Raw genomic sequence first — 16009 nt, 5'->3', positions numbered from 1 at the left:
CAGCTCGCCTTGGGAGCGGCCCGGCGCCGAGCTGGTCATGACGGAGCAACGCCATTCGGCATTGGCCATCCACCCCATCGCCGTCGAGGAGGGCGACGGCGAGCAGCTGCTGCGCCGCCGGCAGATCGTGCGGCGCACGCGCTGGCTGGTGCTGATCGTGCTGGTGCTGCTGGCGCTGGGCGCGGCGCGCACCGTGTTCGTGCGCATCGCCAACGCCCGCGCGCTGGAGGCCGGCACCGCCGAGCGCGCGAAGCAGTACGTGCAGACCGCCCTGCCCCGCATGCCCACCGCGGGCCAGACGCTCTCTTTGCCCGGCACGCTGCAGGGCTTCGTGCAGTCGCCCATCTCGGCGCGCGCCAGCGGCTACCTCAAGCGCTGGACCAGGGACATCGGCAGCCGCGTCGAAAAGGGCGAGTTGCTCGCCGAGATCGAGACGCCCGAGATCGACCAGCAGCTCTCGCAGGCCGTCGCCGCCCGCGCGCAGGCCGCCTCGGGGCTGGAACTGGCGCGCAGCACAGCCGATCGCTGGGAAGCGCTGCGCAAGAAGGACGTGGTTTCGCAGCAGGACCTGGACGAGCGCCGCAGCGCCGTCGCGCAGGCCACCTCCAACGTGGCGGCGGCCGACGCCAACGTGCAGCGCCTCAAGCAGACCGAGGGCTTCAAGCGCGTGGTGGCGCCGTTCGCGGGCGTGATCACGCGGCGCAACGTCGACGTGGGCGACCTGATCGACGCCGGCGCGGGCGGCGGCGCCGGGCGCGCGCTCTTCATGCTGGCGCAGACCGATCCGCTGCGCGTGTACGTCAACGTGCCGCAGGCCTACGCGCAGCTGGTGAAGGCCGGCCAGCCGGTGGTGGTGACGCAGGCCGAGCTGCGCGGCCAGGCCTTCAAGGGCGAAGTGGCGCGAACCTCGGGCGCTATCGACACGACCACGCGGATGATGCAGGTCGAGGTCTCGCTGCCCAACAAGGACGGCGCGCTGCTGCCGGGCGCCTATGTGCAGGTATCGCTGCCGCTGGCCGCGAGCCGCACGCTCACCGTGCCGGCGAACGCGCTGCTGTTCCGCGCCGAGGGCACGCGCATCGCGGTGGTCGATGCACAGGGCCGCGTCGGCCTGCGCGCTGTGACGCTGGGGCGCAACTACGGCGAGAACGTGGAAGTGATCGACGGGCTCCAAGGCACCGACCGCATGGTGCTGAACCCCTCCGACTCGCTGGCCGAAGGCGACATCGTGGCTGTCGCGCCCGATCAGCCTCCTGCCAAGGCGGCGCCTGCCGGGGCGAAGAAGGAGCCGGCGTGACGCTGGCGCGACTGCCCTGCGCGGCCGCCTGCGCCGCACTGCTCATGCTCGCAGCCGGCTGCGCCGTCGGCCCCGACTACAAGACGCCCGACACACCCCTGCCCGTGAGCTGGAAGCTCGAGGAGCCGTGGCGCGTGAGCACGCCCAGCGACAGCGCCGACAAGGGCCCGTGGTGGAAGCGTTTCGACGACGCCACGCTCGACACGCTGCAGGCGCAGGCCCTGACCGGCAGCCCCACGCTGGCCATCGCCAACGCGCGGCTGGCGCAGGCACGCGCCACGCTGGCCGCCACTTCGGCCAGCCGCTATCCGCAGCTGGGCCTGGGCGCGCGCGCCTCGCGCCTGAAGATCTCGGCCAACCGGCCGCTCACCAACTACGCCACCGCCAATTCGTCGACGGTGCAGAACGACTTCGCCGTTTCGCTGAACGCCAGCTACGAACTCGACCTTGCGGGCCGCGTGCAGCGTACCGTCGAGGGCGCGGCTGCCTCCGCCGAACAATCGGCTGCCGACCTCGCCAACACCAGGCTGCTGCTGAGCGCCGAGCTCGCCAGCAACTACTTCAACCTGCGCTCCACCGACATCGAGCTCGACGTGCTCTCGCGCTCCATCGGCCTGCAGCGCCGCGCGCTGGAGCTGGTGACGGCGCGCCATGACCTGGGCGCGGTATCGGGCCTGGACGTGGCGCAGCAGCAGGCGCTGCTCGAAACCACGCTCACGCAGGTCGACGTGCTGAAGAAGCAGCGCGCACAGTACGAGCACGCGCTGGCCACGCTCACCGGCACGCCCGCGCCCAACTTCTCGCTGCCGGTGGACCTGCGCGAAATCAAGCCGCCCGCGGTGCCGCTGGGCGTGCCCTCCGAAATCCTCCAGCGCCGGCCCGACGTGGCTTCGGCCGAACGCGCGATGGCCGCGGCCAATGCGCAGATCGGCGTGGCCACGGCCGCCTTCTATCCCAGCTTCGTCATCTCGCCCACCGTGGGCGTGGACAGCCGCCTGATCGAGACGCTCTTCAACGGCCCCAGCCTGCTGTGGTCGGTGGGCGTGTCGGCCACGCAGGTGCTGTTCGACGGCGGGCGCATCCGCGCGAACGTCGACTTCGCCAAGGCCGGCTACGACGTCACCGTCGGCAACTACCGCCGCACCGTGCTCACGGCGATGCAGGAGGTGGAAGACGGCATCACCGGTCTCTCGGCGCTCGACAGCGCCACCACGCAGGCGCAGTCGGCCGTGACGGCGGCGCGGCGCGTGCTCGACATGGCGACCAGCCGCTACGAGGGCGGCGCATCGACGTATCTCGACGTGATCACCGCGCAGCAGTCGCTGCTGACGGTGGAGCGGCAGGCCGCGCAGCTGCAGGGGCAGCGGCTGCTGACATCGGTGTTCCTGGTGAAGGCGCTGGGCGGCGACTGGTGCGGTGCCGACGTCGCCGATACGTCCGCCGCATCGCCCACTTGCCGCTCCCCTACCGGCCACGCGGACTGGATCATGCCGCGTCCGGAACAGCAGGGCGGGTAGCGGCTGCAGCTCGGGAGCAGACGATCAGGACAGCAGCAATGCGTCGTCTGCAATGGCTTCGCCTTGCACCCGTTCGAACATGTTCAACAGGTCACGAACCTGCATGCCTTTGCGCTCTTCGCCGCTGACATCGAGCACCACCTGCCCTTTGTGAAGCATCAGTGTGCGATCTCCGAGCTCGAGCGCCTGCTTCATGCTGTGCGTCACCATCAATGTGGTTATTCGCTTTTCATTCACGATGGCTCTTGTCAGCTCGAGAATGAAGGCCGCCGTCTTGGGATCGAGCGCGGCCGTATGCTCATCCAGAAGCAGGATTTCCGAGGGTTGCAAGGAGGCCATCAGCAGGCTGACCGCTTGACGCTGGCCGCCGGACAGCAGCCCGATGCGGTCATTGAGACGAGCCTCCAGTCCGAGGCCGAGTTTGCGAAGTTGCTCCTGATAGAAGGATCGCTGCGAAAGCCGCAGAGCCGGCAAAAGACTCCGCTTCTTTCCGCGCATGGATGCGAGCGCCATGTTCTCCTCGATGGTCAGGGCGTCGCAAGTGCCGATCATCGGGTCTTGAAAGACCCGCGATACCAGACCGACTCGATTCCATGTCGGCAGATGGGTGACGTTGACGCCCGCGACCTCGATGCGTCCCGAATCGACGCGCAGGTCGCCGCTGATGGCGTTGAGAAGAGTCGACTTGCCCGCGCCATTCGATCCGATCACCGTCACGAATTGCCCGTCGGGTATCTCGACGGACATCCCGTCGAGGGCGCGGGTTTCCAACGGCGTACCGGGGTGGAAGGTCAGAAAGAGATTACTGACGCGCAACATGCATTGCTCCTGCTCTTTGGCGTCGCGCCAAAATCTTCTTGCGCAAACCGGGCAAGATCAAGGCGAGTGCTACAAGCACGGCGGTAACGAGACTGAGGTCTTGCGCCTGCAGCCCGATGAAGTCACTCACCAGGGCGGTGGCGACAGCGAAGCGGTAGAGGATGGCCCCAACGATCGCCGAGAAGGTGATCCAAACCATCCGCCGTGCCGAAAGAACCGTTTCTCCGACGATGACGGCGGCGAGTCCGACCACAATGGTGCCGAAGCCCATCGAGATGTCTGCACCGCCCTGCGTCTGAGCGAAAAGGGCGCCCGCAAGGGCCGCAAAGGCATTCGAGATGGAAATACCCACCAGTGTGCCTCGACCGGTGTTCACTCCGACCGACCGGGCCATGCGTGGATTGATCCCGGTCGCACGAAGCGCCAGGCCCTGCTGAGAATTCAGATACCAATCGATCATGATCTTGAGCAGCAGAACGAAAGCGACGAGCACACAAGGACGCACCCAGTAGTCAGGCATCCACGCGGGCGAAAGCACGCTAAAGACGGTCGCATCGTTGATTAGCGGGATATTCGGCTTTCCCATGATGCGCAGATTGATCGAGTACAGACCGATCATCGTCAGGATGCTCGCCAACAGGTTCATGATGTTCATTCGAACCGTCAGCCAGGCGGTGATGAAGCCGGCTGCCGCGCCGACCGCGGCCCCGCAACCGGTGGCGAGAAACGGGTCGAATCCTTTCACGATCATGATGGCGGCAACGGCTCCGCCAGTCGTGAAGCTTCCGTCTACCGTCAGGTCCGGAAAGTTCAAAATGCGAAAGGACAAAAGGACAGCCAGGGCTACGAGACTGAAGATGAGCCCGAGCTCCAGCGCGCCGAGGACGGAGAAGAGAGACATTGGTGTGCGACCTCTGGTTCAGTCGAAGAGCTTGGCGCTGGATCAGTCGATGACCACTTTCGCTTCGCTGAGCAGGCTCTGAGGAAGAGCGATGCCCAGTTGGCCGGCAGCTGCGCGATTGACGTGCAGCTCAAATGCCGTGCTGACGGCCGATGGAATGTTTCCGGGTCCAGGAAGTGCCACTGGCGGGCAAAATGACTAGGCCACTGCGACGATGTCTGTTCCTCCAACGCGTCCACGACCGCCGCACCGATCCAAGACGATCGCTATTGATCTTCCATTGAGCGCTCGCGCCGACGGCGAATCCAAGCAAGACTGGATATACCGCGTCATCCGCGATCGCATCCTCGACCGCAGCCTGATGCCGCTGGCACGGCTGCCATCGTCACGAGAGCTGGCACGGTCGTGGAACGTATCGCGAGGGGTGGTTGAACTTGCATACGAGCGCTTGGCTGCCGAAGGCTTCGTGCTCGCAGCCGTCGGTGTCGGCACGCTTGTAGCCTCGGTGAACCCGGACGTGTTCCTGGCGCTGCCGGCCCAGAACGAATCGCTTCCCGCTCCGGTCAGTTGCCCGGCGCCTGAGCGACACGAATCCTCGCTCGGCATTTCGGCGCCGAGGCGGCAGGGGCGTTCAGCCTTCATCGCAAGAACGGCGGACCCGGCGCTGTTTCCGCTCGAGCGATGGCGTCAGATGCTTTCGGACTGCTTGCGCCGGCTGAGCATGGACACCCTGATGGACGAGGATCCTTCAGGGTTCTTTCCGCTTCGGCAACAGATTGCCGCCTATCTTGGAAATGCACGGGGGCTGCGGTGCGACCCGGAGTGCGTGGTCGTGGTGACAGGCATTCGTCACGCGGTCGATCTGGTCGCCCGCACGGTGGCCCGGGGCGCGAATGTGCTGATCGAGAACCCTGGGTACAGCGGAGCTTACGAGATGTTTGCCGCCGCGGGCGCGATGCCTGTTCCCGTTCCTGTGGACGCCCAGGGGCTGGACATCGAGGCGGCCCGTTCCGTGAAGGCGGCCATTGCCTACGTCACCCCGGCTCACCAGTCGCCGACCGGCGTAGTGATGTCGGTTCAACGCCGAAGCGACCTGCTGCGCTGGGCGAGCGACAACGACAGCTGGATTCTGGAGGATGACTACGACAGCGAGATCAACTACGAAGGCGCGCCGCTTCTTGCACTCAAGGGAGCGGATACCGAGGATCGTGTCATTCATTGCGGGAGCTTCAACAAGACGCTTTTTCCGTCGCTGCGAATCGGCTACATGGTCGTTCCGCGAAAGCTCCTGCCGGTGATCCGGCACATGCGTGCGCTCACGGGCCGCTCCAACAGCATCACGGACCAGGTCGCCTTGGCAGAATTTCTCAAGGCCGGGCTGTTCTCGTCTCATCTTCGGCGTGTGCGTCTGATCTACAAGCGAAGACGTGACATTGCGGCATCGATCTTTCGCAACCGCCTCGGTCACAAGATTCGGATCACAGCAGATAACGCCGGATTTCATTTCCTTCTCTGGCTACCCGAGGGCATCCAGGAGCGAGCTCTGCGGGAACGCGCCGCAAGCTGCGGGATTCATCTCCACTGTCTATCGGATTACTCATACAAGTCTGCGTTGCCCGCTGCTGTATTGATCGGCTTTTCCGCATTGACAGAAGATCAGATCGAGTCGTCTGCAAACGAGCTCTCGCAACTGATTCTCGAGCTTGGCCAGCACTGTGACACCATCCAAAGCTAGCGGTACTGCCCTGTAGCCACGGAAGCCGAACCCCAGTCCTGGCTGGCGGCAAGCTTCTCCATCGCCATCTCGACGAAGGCCGACACCGCATGCGGAATGTGGTGGCGGCTGGCGTAGATCACGCTCAGGCCACGCCCCGCCCGCCTGTACTGCGGCAGCACCGGCACCAGCCGGCCGGCGGCGATGTCGGACGCCACCAGGATCGACGGCAGCGCGGCAATGCCCAGCCCCGCGCACGCGGCCTTGCGCAGAACGTCCTGCATGTTGCTGACGAAGCGGCCCCGCACGCGCACGTCCTGCTCCGCGCCGTCGGCGTCGAGCAGGCGCCAGGTGGCGTAGCTGCCCGCGTCGGGCGGCGGCGTCACGCAGTGGTGTTCGCCCAGCTCATGCAGGCTGGCAGGCTGGCCGTGCGCGGCCACGTAGCCCGGGCTTGCGAAAAGGCCACCGTAGCTGGCGAATATCCTGCGCGTCGCGCTGCCCGCATCCCGCAGCGGACCGCCGCGAAAGGCGACGTCGATGCGCTCGGCGACGAGGTCGGCCGCCGCGTCGCTCAGGACGAAGTCGATCCGCACGCGCGGATTCGCGGCGAGGAAGCCGGACACCCACTCCATCGGGAAGAAGTCGAAGAAATTGCTGGGCGCGGCCACCCGCACCGCCCCGCTCGGCTCCTGGCTGCCCGCGAGCTGCAGTTGCCCGGCGGCCATGAGCTCGTCGACCGCGGGCAGGCATCGCTCGAGAAAATCCTGCCCGCCGCTGGTCAGCGCCAGCTTGCGGGTCGAACGCTGCAGCAGGCGGGTGCCCAGGTGCGCCTCCAGCTGCCGCACCCGCCGGCTCAGGGTGGCGGAAGGCATGCGCAGGTGCCGCGCGGCTTCGGCAAAACTGCCCAGCCGCGCCACCTGCACGAACATGGCGACTTCATTGAGATCCAGCACCGGAAACTGCCTGCCGCTTTCTCAGAAGTCCATCAGCTTGTCGACTTCCTGCGTCTTGCGGCGCGCGAGTGCGAGGTTGGCGCGCTGCTTGTCGAGCACCACGTAGAGGAAGAGTCCCTCCTTCACCGACGAGGGCCGAAGGATGTGGTACTGCCTGCCGAGGGTGATGAGCATGTCCTCGATCACGTCGCTCAGGCCCAGCGCGCGCATGGTCTTGAGCTTGGCCCGCACCACCTCCGTATTGCCCGCCGCGGCGATCTCCATGTCCGCGCCCGAACCCACGCTGCCGAGGATCATGCCGCTGCCGGCGTCGACGACGGCAGCGCACATGGCCCCGTCGATGGTGAGGATGTCTTCGAGCGTGTGCTTGATGGAAGCCAAGTTTTTCTCCAGAAAAGTCGTTGAAGTTGGGTGAGGGAATCGCTGCGTACGGGAAGAGACCCGCGCGCCACGCAGACGCGCGCGAGGAAATCGGTCGTCACACCTCGGCGAGTGCCTTGGCGAGCTGGGCGGCGCGGTACGCCACCATCGCGGGAATGGCGCTGTCTCGCGCCAGCACGTTGATCACGAGGTCGGCATCGCGGCGATGCACGCTGTGGAACACCGCGAAGCCCGAGTCGGTGAGCACCATCACGCTCTCGCGGCGGCCGAGGCGGGCTTCCTGCGACACCACGTCGCCTATCGCCACGATGGAGCTGCCCATGGCGGCCACGCGCGCCGGGTCTGCGTCGCCGGCGGACACGGAGGCCACGTCGAAGCCGTCCGCGGTGGCGACCACCACCGCCGTCACGCCGCTCAGCTCTTCGACCAGCTTGCGCGCTTCGCGCTGCGCGTGCGCCGTGGCAGTCCTGGACAGGCCGTGTCTGGTGCTCACTCTTCGTCTCCCCGCATGTCGGCTTCGAGTTGCATGAGCAGCGTGTCGATCAGCACAAGCACATCGCTCCTGCGGCGCACGTCCACATCGAGAATGGGAAACACCCGGCCGGTGGATGCGAGCCGGTCGGCATAGTCGTCGAGGGTGGGCACGGCGTGGGACTGCATCCGCCCCACGCCCACGACGCAGGGCAGTGTCCGCAGATGCTCGGCGAATCCGTCCAGGTACACGCACATGTCGGCCAGCGGATCGGGCCGCGAGTTGTCCATCAGCACGATCAGGCCCAGCGCGTTCCTCGCGAGGATCTTCCAGAGAAAGTCGAAACGGGCCTGCCCGGGCGTACCGAACAGGCGAACGATGTCGCCGTTGTCCAGCGTGAGCTGGCCGTAGTCCAGCCCGACCGTGGTGCGGGCCTTGTCGATGGACGCGTCGGAATTGCGCACGTCGGTCACGACCGGCGCGACCTCGCTCACGAGGCCGATGGCCGTCGTCTTGCCAGCGCCCACGGTGCCCGTGACGAGGATCTTGTGCTCCCTCATGGCGCGCGCAGGCCCAGCCGGCGGCGGATGCGTTCGATGAAGCTGCGCGCGAGATCGCCGCCGCGCAGCGATCTGTCGCTGCGGGATATGGCCGGCGGCAACGCTTGGGCCACACGCAGCTCCAGCACGCCTGCCTTGCGCAGCTCGTGCAGGAAGGCCACGCACTGGGAGAAAGGCAGCTGGCTGAGGTCGGCCAGCTCGGTCGCGTTCAGTGCGCGCCGCGACAGCAGGCTCGCCATGCGGATGTTGTCGAGGTCGTTGCGCAGCAGCATGGCCGGCGGCCAGCGGCGCAGCATGAAATGCTCCGCGTCGGACACCTCGACTTCCAGCGCCGTCTGCTCGTGCAGCGTGAGGCCGCCGGGCTGCGCCTCGCGCAGCGCGTGCTCGATGCTGCGCAGCCACTGCTGCAGCCTGTCGGCACGGATCGGCCGCTCCATGGTGCCGGGCTGCCACCCCGCGTTCATGCTGGTGAGCCTGAGCACGGCGGCGGCCATGCTGCCAGCCACCCCGGGATATTCATGCTCCGCAGAAGAGCCGTCGACCAGCAGCGCGTCGTAAGGCGGCGCGTCGACCAGCTGCCAGGCGAAGCCGGGCTGGCCCGCAGAGAGCCTCATGATCGTGCGGATCAGGACCGCCTCTGCCATGGGCAGTTTGTGGATGCCGAGCCTCAGCATGGATGTGTCCCCTGCGCCGCGACCATGCCTGGTCAGTTCGTCGAGGCCGTGTCGCGCCAGCCTTGGAGGCACGGCGCAAAGATGCGGTCCAGCGCGCCGGCGGCCGCCTGTTGAAAGCGTTGCATGCCGATGTGGGCCGCCACGAAGCCGTCCGGACCACCAAGGGGTCGTCCGCTCACCAGCTCGCTCTTGCAGCGGGGCAGCAAGGCGGATGCGGCAACGGCCAAACAAGCCAGAAGGACCGCCGATTCGATCAGCGTGAACCCCCTGGTGACGCGCGAAAGCCGTTGTTCTGCCTGTTGGTTTTCTGCACCCGTCGACCTTTTATTCAACCCGTTCCCCTTGCTGTAACCTGAAGCATCCATTTCCCTATGCGGAAATGATGAAAATGAATGAGTTTTTTCGTGCGCTCGCAATGCAGACATGCCGAATTGCATGTCCATCAAAAGGATTCGTGACAATTGTTTACGGAATCTGTTGTGCTGCGCTAGCGCACAAAATGAGTTTCAGCCGATCAGCTTTCGATGCAATCCGTACGATTTGGCCGAATCAATTGCACCAAATTAAGGCAAATTGCCCGCATGTGGTGCATCTGCAATCAGCAGATATGAGCAACACCCGTCTGGGCGCCGGTATTCAGCGGCAGACCGACGAATCGAGATGCGCCTCCAGCCGGCGTTCACTCGTCTCGGCTGGAGGAGGCATCCACTCCTGCAGGCTGAGCTTTTCAACCGCCATGTTCACGAACGCCGTGACCGCAAGCGGTCGCTGCTGGCGACTCGGGTAGACCACGCTCATGCCGCGTCCTGCCCGCACGTATTGAGGCAGCACCGGCACCAGCCGGCCCGCCGCCACTTCGGACGAGGTCAGGATCGCCGGCAGGGCGACGATGCCCAGCCCGGCGCAGGCGGCCTCGCGCAGCGCCACGTGCGTGTTGCTGCTGAAGCGTCCCCGAACCCGCACGTCTTCTTCGCAGCCGTCGGGGCCTTTCAGCCGCCATGTGGCGAAGCTGCCCGTCGCTGGCGGCTGGGTCACGCATTCGTGCTCGCTCAACTCGCGCAGATCGCGAGGCGCGCCATTCGCCGCAAGATAGGCCGGGCTGGCAAGGAGGCCTCCGTAGCTCGTGAAGATGCGGCGCGCCACGTAACTCGAATCCTCGAGAGCCCCGATGTGGAACGCGACGTCGATGCGATCGGCGATGAGGTCGGCCTGCAGGTCGCTGAGGACGAAGTCGATCTGCACCGCAGGGTGCGCGGCCAGGAAGGCCGACACCCAGCCCATGTCGAAGTACTCGAAGAAGCTGGCCGAAGCCGCCACCCGGATCGCGCCACTGGGCTCCTTGCTGCCCGCCACGTGCGATTGCCCGGCCTCTATCAGTTCCTCCACCGCAGGGCCGCAGCGCTCGTGGAAGGTCTGGCCCGCGCTCGTCAGCGTGAGCTTGCGGGTGGAGCGCTGCATCAGGCGGGTGCCCAGCCGCGTCTCGAGCTGCTGGATGCGCCGGCTCACTGTGGCCGAGGGCACGCGCAGGTGCCGCGCGGCCTCCGCGAAGCTGCCCAGGCGCGCCACCTGGACAAACATGGCGACTTCGTTCAGATCGAGCAAGAGATTCCTTTCCTGGATGACTGCTGCAAAAAGCCTGCTTCTATCAATTTCGCTATTGCTATCAATCGATATTCAAATCGAGATCAATTCAGCCCGAATAGCGGTGCGATATGCCGAACCCGCGCAAAAGCGCGGCGGCCAATACTGAGCACCGGCTGACTTTCCGCAATTGGCGGACGCCCTATGGAAAAATGCCGCGAATCTCAATGACATTGCGGCAATATTCATTGCCCGGCTGTTTATAAATATCGACAGACGATTGATCTAATCCATCACCCACCGTCGAGGTCGGTTGGCCGGCAGATGACCTCGACTTCGGATCGCCCATGCAAGTTTTCACCGATGCCCAGGCGCTGCGCTCGCCGCGCTGCCTGGACGACCTGCTCCTGTACCGCCTCTCCCGGGCCATTCGTCCGGGCAGCGGCATGGCGACGCGCCTCGTCGAAGGAGGCTTCGGCATCACGCACCGCGAGTGGGGAATGATCGGCATGCTCGCGCAGATCGGCGAGATCACCTCCTCGGCATTCGCTGAGCGCCTGCAGCTCGACCGCGTGCGAACTTCGCGCGGCCTGCGCAGCCTCGCCGAGAAGAAGCTGGTGGAGCGCAGGCGCGATGCCGAGGACGGACGCGAGGTGCACGTGAGCCTGAGCGCCGCCGGCCGCCAGCTGTGCGAGGCGGTGTTCCCGAGAATCGCCCGCCTCAACATGGACCTGCTCGAGGCCATCGACGCGGAGCACCTTGACATCTTCCTCAAGTGCCTGCGCCGGCTCGAGCTGCGTGGCAGGGAGCTGAGCGCGATGGGCGTGGTGCCGGAGAAAGCCGACCGCCGCTCGGGCGGCACGCGCCACAAGTGGCCGGAGTGCAGCGCCTGACAACGCTTCTTCAACAAAGACTGTCGGAAATTTGACAGTTCCTGTGCCTACCGGTGCCTACCATCCGGCACCACATGAATACCGCCCTTCAGGACAACAGCAACGGCTACCGCATCTCGCGCCCCCGGCGCGCCCTGCTGACCGGCGGCGCGCTGCTGGCCGGCGCTGCAGCCACGGGCGCCGGCTACGTTCTCACCCACTCCGACCAGCCCATCGCCATGGACGACTTCTCCGACCTGCCCCGCGCCATGCGCACCCTCGAACGCTTGCGCACCGCACCGCTGCGCACCCGCTCGGGCTGGGACCTGGCGCAGGTGCTGCACCACAGCGCGCAGAGCGTCGAATACTCGCTCGACGGCTTCCCCCAGCTCAAGCCCGCGTGGTTCCGCGGCTCGCTGGGCAGCATGGCATTCGCGGTGTTCTCGGCGCGCGGCCGAATGAGCCACGGGCTCGAAGAGCCCATTCCCGGCGCACCGGCGATCGCGTCAGGCCAGCCGCTCGATGCCGCGGTGGAGCACCTGATGAGCGCGCTGGGCCGCTTCGAACGCCACGGCAACGCGCTCGCGCCGCACTTCGCCTACGGGGCGCTGAGCAAGTCGGAGTACACCCGGGCGCATCTCATGCACCTGGCGAATCACTGGGAGTTGGTGGACGCCGGCTGACGCGCGCTTCGAGGGCTTCGCGCCCGATGCGGGTTCGCGTTCCGGCGACAACCTCTTCGTTGCGGATCTCGCCGTTGCCGGTGACGTCCTGCTCGTCGGCCTCGTCGAGGCGGCGGCGGCGGGGGTGGCGGCTGGCTCGACAGTGCACGGTCATGCATGCACCGGCAGGTATTCTTCGGCCATCGAAGAACCGAAGGAGACGGCGGACATGTACACGGAACAAGGCGGCGAAGGCGCGGACCTGCTTCTCTTGCTGCACGGAATGGGCGCGACGGGCGCCGTGTGGTCGCCCCTGTGCGCCGATGCCGGCACCCGCTGGAAAGGCCGCTGGTTCGCACTCGACCTGCCCGGCCATGGCGGCTCCGGCACGCAGGACTCCTACGCCATCGGCCAGCACGCGGCGAGCGTCGCGCGCGCCGTGCTGCCGCATCTGCAGCCAGAAGGGCGCCTCGTGGTGCTCGGGCATTCGCTGGGCGGCGTGATCGGCCTCGCGCTCGCCACGGGCTGGTTCGGCCTCCTGCCGCATCGCGTCTTCGCGGCCGGCATCAAGATCGCTTGGAGCGACGAGGAAGTGCGCCGCATGGACTCGCTGGCGCTGCAGCCCGCGAAGCTGTTCGCCACCGAAGAGGAAGCGCGCGAGCGTTACCTGAAGGTGTCGGGCCTCGCCGCGGTTGCCGGTGCGCCGGCATCGGTGTCAGCGCGAGGCATCGCGCACGGCGACGGCGGCTGGCGCCTTGCGATGGACCCGCGCGCCAACGCGGTGGGCAAGCCGCCGCTATCGGAGCTGATGACGCTCGCGCGCTGCCCCGTTCATCTCGCGCGCGGAGGCAACGATGCGATGGTGACGCTGGAGCAGACCCGCTCGCTCGACGCCGAAGCGCGCGACCTCGGGCCGCATGGGCACAACGTGATGGTCGAGGCGCCCGCGCAGGTCTGGGACTGGATGGCTTCCTTCAGCTGACGCGCAGCTCTTCGATCCTGCGGATCGGTATGGCCACTTCGGCCACTTCGGCGGCGCGCGCCCTCAGCTGGCCGCACCCGCCGTCGATGTCCTGCCCCGCCGACTGCCGCAGCTTCGTCAGGATGCCGCGCTCGTGCAGCGTGCGCGCGATCTGTTTGCAGCGTTCCCAGGACGGTCGGTTGAAGTCGACGCCATCCACCGCGTTGAACGGAATCATGTTCAGCACGCCCCACTTGCCCGAGAGCAGCCGGACGATGCCGTCGATCTCGTCCTGCCCATCGTTGACGCCTTCCAGCAGCGTCCACTGGTACTGGATGGGATAGCCGGTGGCCCGCGCGTAGCGTTCGCCCGCGGCGACCAGTTCTTCCGGCGTCATGTTGGGCGCGCGCGGAAGCAGCTTCCTGCGCAGCCCGGCCTTGGTGGTGTGCAGAGAGAGCGCCAGCGCGGGCCTGACGCGCTCCCCGGCCAGTCTCTCGAACACGCGCGGATCGCCCACGGTGGAGAACACGAGGTTCTTGTGGCCGACATTGCCCACGGTGCCGAGCAGCTCGATGGCCTCCAGCACGTTGTCCATGTTGTGCGCGGGCTCGCCCATGCCCATGAACACCACCTTGCGCACCGGCCTGCGCATGCGCGCGAGCGCGACCTGGGCAATGATCTCGGCGCTTCCCACCTGCCGCAGCAGGCCGTCGCGGCCCGTCATGCAGAACTGGCAGCCGACGGCACAGCCAACCTGCGACGACACGCAGAGGCCGTCGCGCGGCAGCAGCACGCTTTCGACGGTCTGGCCGTCGGCGAGTGCGACCAGCAGCCGCTCGGAACCATCGGCGCCCGGATGCGCCGCGACCACGCGTGCCAGCCCCGCAAGCTCGGCTTCGATGGCTGGCAAGGCCTCCATCAACGGCGCGGGAAAGAAGCTCGCGGGCAGGCGCCTGCCGCTGTTCCTGGGCAGGGCGTGGGACCACAGCCGCAGGATGCGCTGCTCATGGCTGGGACCGGCTCCGGCTTTTCGCAGCCGCTCTTTCAGTTCGTGGATTCGCATGCGCCCTCTGGGGCTGGAAGCTTCCCGTGCCTGCCGGCTGCCCTTTTTGCAGCAGCGCCGAACGCACGGGAGGATGGTCGACAAGCCCCGGATTGTGCACGGCGCCGGCCGCCTCAGCCCTGCGACTGCAGCCCCATGGCCCGGCGGCGGCTGCTGGCGATCATGGCCGAGCCCGCAAGGCACAGCACCGCGAGCAGGGCCAGCGCGGCGCTGGTGCCGCGAGTGAAGATGGCCACGTCGAGGCCGGAAAGCCCCGCGCCTGCGTTGCCTAGAACGCTGCGCTGCGAGCCTGGCGAAAGCCGCGCCAGCGCCACGCTGAGCGCCAGCGCGGTGCCCACCATGATTCCGGTGTTCTGCAGTGTCGAGCGCACGCCGTTGGCGATGCCCCTGCGCTGCGGCGTCACTGTCTGCAGGATCGACGCGTTGTTCGGCGTCACGAAGCTGCCGATGCCGAGGCCCAGCCCCCAGAAGCACAGCGACAGCGGCACCGCGCCGATCTCCGGCCGCAGCAACGTGGCCAGCATCGCCAGCGCGCCTGCAGCGAGCAGCATGCCGCCCACGCATACCGACTCGGGACTGAAGCGCCGGATGAGCATGCCCGCCACGGGTGCGGCCATCAGCATGCCGAATGCGACCGGGGCCACCCGCAGGCCCGCCTGCGAGGGCTCCAGCCCCGCGCAGGCCTGCAGATACAGCGCCACCAGCACCAGCGGCGCGGCCTGCGCCATCGACAGCAGCAGGATGCCCGCGTAGGCGGTGCGGCGCACCGGGTCACCGAACAGCGAGGGATCGACCAGCGGGCTCGATGCGCGCACCTGGACCCTGTAGAAGAGCGCGATGGCGCCAAGCCCCGCGAACATGAACGCCCAGACCGGCGTGCTCGTCCAGCCGCGCGTGCCCGCCATCGAGAGCGCGTAGGTCACGCATCCGATGCCGACGAAGGAAAGCGCCGCGCCCGCAAGGTCGAAGCGCTCCGACCGCACGGCTGCGCCCACTGGCAGCACCTTCCACGACAGGGCCAGCACGCACAGCCCCAGCGGCACGTTGAGCATGAAGAGCACACGCCAGCCCCACCACGACACGACGAAACCGCCGGCCAGCGGGCCCACGACCTGCGCCAGCGCCGCGACCATGGCGAGCACGCCGAGCGCCAGCCCCATCCTGCGGCGGCCGAAGGCATCGCCCACCAGCGCGCTGGCATTGGCCATGACGCCGGCCGCGCCCACCGCCTGGCAGATGCGTGCCGCCAGCATCAGCCCGGCGTCGGGCGCGAAGGCGCATGCCGCGCAGGCGGCCACGAAGAGGCACAGCCCCGCGAGGAAGAGCCTGCGCCGCCCCCACAGGTCTGCCAGCCGCCCGAAGCTGAGGATGCAGACGGTGCTGACCAGCATGTACGACAGCAGGATCCAGCTCGCCTGCGTGGGCGAAGCATGCAGGCTGCGCGCCACTGCCGGCAGCGCGACGTTGAGCGCGCTGAGGTTGAGAAAGCACAGCAAAGCCCCGGCGCTGGCGGCTGCGAGCACCGCCCAGCCAGCCCTGTCGTCCGCGCCCTCGCTGCCCACGCTGCCGGTAGTCACTTGCG

Annotated in this window: 17 protein-coding genes; 6 read left to right on the top strand and 11 right to left on the bottom strand. The window is 67.1% G+C overall.

The annotated features are described in order from the left end of the window. The first annotated feature begins 37 nt into the window (after positions 1–37). On the top strand, positions 38–1297 hold the full coding sequence (locus ACAM57_RS09825) for an efflux RND transporter periplasmic adaptor subunit (protein WP_369661523.1): 1260 nt from the start codon (positions 38–40) through the stop codon (positions 1295–1297). Positions 1298–1341: 44 nt separating this feature from the next. Next, positions 1342–2814 (top strand): efflux transporter outer membrane subunit, encoded by a 1473-nt coding sequence (locus tag ACAM57_RS09820; RefSeq protein ID WP_369662418.1) that lies wholly within the window; start codon positions 1342–1344, stop codon positions 2812–2814. A 24-nt stretch (positions 2815–2838) separates the two neighbouring features. Here the strand turns inward: ACAM57_RS09820 and ACAM57_RS09815 are convergent, their stop codons facing one another. Together ACAM57_RS09815 and ACAM57_RS09810 are read right to left on the bottom strand one after the other, a co-directional pair. After that, a complete protein-coding gene (locus tag ACAM57_RS09815) occupies positions 2839–3633 on the bottom strand; it encodes an ABC transporter ATP-binding protein (RefSeq protein WP_369661522.1) in 795 nt (264 codons plus the stop codon). Then, on the bottom strand, positions 3617–4534 hold the full coding sequence (locus ACAM57_RS09810; RefSeq protein WP_369661521.1) for an ABC transporter permease: 918 nt from the start codon (positions 4532–4534) through the stop codon (positions 3617–3619). Before ACAM57_RS09810 ends, ACAM57_RS09815 begins: the two co-directional genes overlap by 17 nt. A gap of 214 nt (positions 4535–4748) precedes the next feature. Here ACAM57_RS09810 and ACAM57_RS09805 point away from each other — a divergent pair, with 214 nt between their 5' ends. Beyond that, positions 4749–6269, top strand: coding sequence for a PLP-dependent aminotransferase family protein (locus tag ACAM57_RS09805; protein ID WP_369661520.1), 1521 nt, complete (start codon positions 4749–4751; stop codon positions 6267–6269). Here ACAM57_RS09805 and ACAM57_RS09800 read toward each other — a convergent pair. The 7 genes from ACAM57_RS09800 to ACAM57_RS09770 all read right to left on the bottom strand — a co-directional run bounded on the left by ACAM57_RS09800 (position 6266) and on the right by ACAM57_RS09770 (position 10890). Further along, positions 6266–7201 carry a LysR family transcriptional regulator gene (locus tag ACAM57_RS09800; RefSeq protein WP_369661519.1) on the bottom strand — a complete coding sequence of 312 codons (936 nt, stop codon included), beginning with the start codon at positions 7199–7201 and terminating at the stop codon, positions 6266–6268. The two genes, ACAM57_RS09805 and ACAM57_RS09800, sit on opposite strands and share 4 nt — an antisense overlap. 21 nt (positions 7202–7222) lie before the next feature. Next, the gene (locus tag ACAM57_RS09795) at positions 7223–7582 is read right to left on the bottom strand and encodes a hypothetical protein (RefSeq protein WP_369661518.1); all 360 of its coding nucleotides are present in this window, start codon (positions 7580–7582) and stop codon (positions 7223–7225) included. 97 nt (positions 7583–7679) lie between these two features. Next, positions 7680–8075, bottom strand: coding sequence for a roadblock/LC7 domain-containing protein (locus ACAM57_RS09790; protein ID WP_369661517.1), 396 nt, complete (start codon positions 8073–8075; stop codon positions 7680–7682). Beyond that, on the bottom strand, positions 8072–8614 hold the full coding sequence (locus ACAM57_RS09785; RefSeq protein ID WP_369661516.1) for an ATP/GTP-binding protein: 543 nt from the start codon (positions 8612–8614) through the stop codon (positions 8072–8074). The genes ACAM57_RS09790 and ACAM57_RS09785 overlap by 4 nt, the downstream gene beginning before the upstream one ends. Next, on the bottom strand, positions 8611–9258 hold the full coding sequence (locus ACAM57_RS09780) for a hypothetical protein (RefSeq protein ID WP_369661515.1): 648 nt from the start codon (positions 9256–9258) through the stop codon (positions 8611–8613). Before ACAM57_RS09780 ends, ACAM57_RS09785 begins: the two co-directional genes overlap by 4 nt. 62 nt (positions 9259–9320) lie before the next feature. Beyond that, positions 9321–9731, bottom strand: coding sequence for a type II secretion system protein (locus tag ACAM57_RS09775; protein ID WP_369661514.1), 411 nt, complete (start codon positions 9729–9731; stop codon positions 9321–9323). A gap of 193 nt (positions 9732–9924) precedes the next feature. Continuing rightward, entirely contained in the window at positions 9925–10890 is a 966-nt protein-coding gene (locus ACAM57_RS09770) for a LysR family transcriptional regulator (RefSeq protein ID WP_369661513.1), read from the bottom strand. Positions 10891–11216: 326 nt separating this feature from the next. Here ACAM57_RS09770 and ACAM57_RS09765 point away from each other — a divergent pair, with 326 nt between their 5' ends. The 3 genes from ACAM57_RS09765 to ACAM57_RS09755 all read left to right on the top strand — a co-directional run bounded on the left by ACAM57_RS09765 (position 11217) and on the right by ACAM57_RS09755 (position 13385). Next, entirely contained in the window at positions 11217–11762 is a 546-nt protein-coding gene (locus ACAM57_RS09765) for a MarR family winged helix-turn-helix transcriptional regulator (RefSeq protein WP_369661512.1), read from the top strand. Between the two features lie 74 nt (positions 11763–11836). Then, positions 11837–12424, top strand: a complete 588-nt coding sequence (locus ACAM57_RS09760) for a DUF1569 domain-containing protein (protein WP_369661511.1) — start codon at positions 11837–11839, stop codon at positions 12422–12424. Positions 12425–12632: 208 nt separating this feature from the next. Then, positions 12633–13385 (top strand): alpha/beta fold hydrolase, encoded by a 753-nt coding sequence (locus ACAM57_RS09755; RefSeq protein ID WP_369661510.1) that lies wholly within the window; start codon positions 12633–12635, stop codon positions 13383–13385. Here the strand turns inward: ACAM57_RS09755 and ACAM57_RS09750 are convergent. Together ACAM57_RS09750 and ACAM57_RS09745 are read right to left on the bottom strand one after the other, a co-directional pair. Beyond that, positions 13378–14427: an RNA methyltransferase gene (locus ACAM57_RS09750; RefSeq protein WP_369661509.1), complete on the bottom strand. Its 1050-nt coding sequence runs from the start codon at positions 14425–14427 to the stop codon at positions 13378–13380. The genes ACAM57_RS09755 and ACAM57_RS09750 overlap by 8 nt on opposite strands. Before the next feature lie 113 nt (positions 14428–14540). After that, the gene (locus tag ACAM57_RS09745; protein ID WP_369661508.1) at positions 14541–16004 is read right to left on the bottom strand and encodes an MFS transporter; all 1464 of its coding nucleotides are present in this window, start codon (positions 16002–16004) and stop codon (positions 14541–14543) included. Between the last annotated feature and the right edge of the window lie 5 nt (positions 16005–16009).

The organism is Variovorax sp. V15, from assembly GCF_041154425.1.
In the GTDB taxonomy this organism is placed as follows: Bacteria; Pseudomonadota; Gammaproteobacteria; order Burkholderiales; family Burkholderiaceae_C; genus Variovorax; species Variovorax guangxiensis.
The sequence above is the reverse complement of the archived record's forward strand: the minus strand, read 5'-3'. Positions and strand labels throughout refer to the sequence as shown.

Excerpts from the sequence above, each read along its gene's own strand:
- ACAM57_RS09750 (WP_369661509.1), bottom strand. The coding sequence starts at position 14,427 with ATGCGAATCCACGAACTGAAAGAGCGGCTGCGAAAAGCCGGAGCCGGT.
- ACAM57_RS09815 (WP_369661522.1), bottom strand. The coding sequence starts at position 3,633 with ATGTTGCGCGTCAGTAATCTCTTTCTGACCTTCCACCCCGGTACGCCG.
- ACAM57_RS09780 (WP_369661515.1), bottom strand. The coding sequence starts at position 9,258 with ATGGCAGAGGCGGTCCTGATCCGCACGATCATGAGGCTCTCTGCGGGC.
- ACAM57_RS09805 (WP_369661520.1), top strand. The coding sequence starts at position 4,749 with ATGTCTGTTCCTCCAACGCGTCCACGACCGCCGCACCGATCCAAGACG.
- ACAM57_RS09785 (WP_369661516.1), bottom strand. The coding sequence starts at position 8,614 with ATGAGGGAGCACAAGATCCTCGTCACGGGCACCGTGGGCGCTGGCAAG.
- ACAM57_RS09810 (WP_369661521.1), bottom strand. The coding sequence starts at position 4,534 with ATGTCTCTCTTCTCCGTCCTCGGCGCGCTGGAGCTCGGGCTCATCTTC.
- ACAM57_RS09820 (WP_369662418.1), top strand. The coding sequence starts at position 1,342 with ATGCTCGCAGCCGGCTGCGCCGTCGGCCCCGACTACAAGACGCCCGAC.
- ACAM57_RS09825 (WP_369661523.1), top strand. The coding sequence starts at position 38 with ATGACGGAGCAACGCCATTCGGCATTGGCCATCCACCCCATCGCCGTC.
- ACAM57_RS09775 (WP_369661514.1), bottom strand. The coding sequence starts at position 9,731 with ATGGACATGCAATTCGGCATGTCTGCATTGCGAGCGCACGAAAAAACT.
- ACAM57_RS09765 (WP_369661512.1), top strand. The coding sequence starts at position 11,217 with ATGCAAGTTTTCACCGATGCCCAGGCGCTGCGCTCGCCGCGCTGCCTG.
- ACAM57_RS09755 (WP_369661510.1), top strand. The coding sequence starts at position 12,633 with ATGTACACGGAACAAGGCGGCGAAGGCGCGGACCTGCTTCTCTTGCTG.
- ACAM57_RS09760 (WP_369661511.1), top strand. The coding sequence starts at position 11,837 with ATGAATACCGCCCTTCAGGACAACAGCAACGGCTACCGCATCTCGCGC.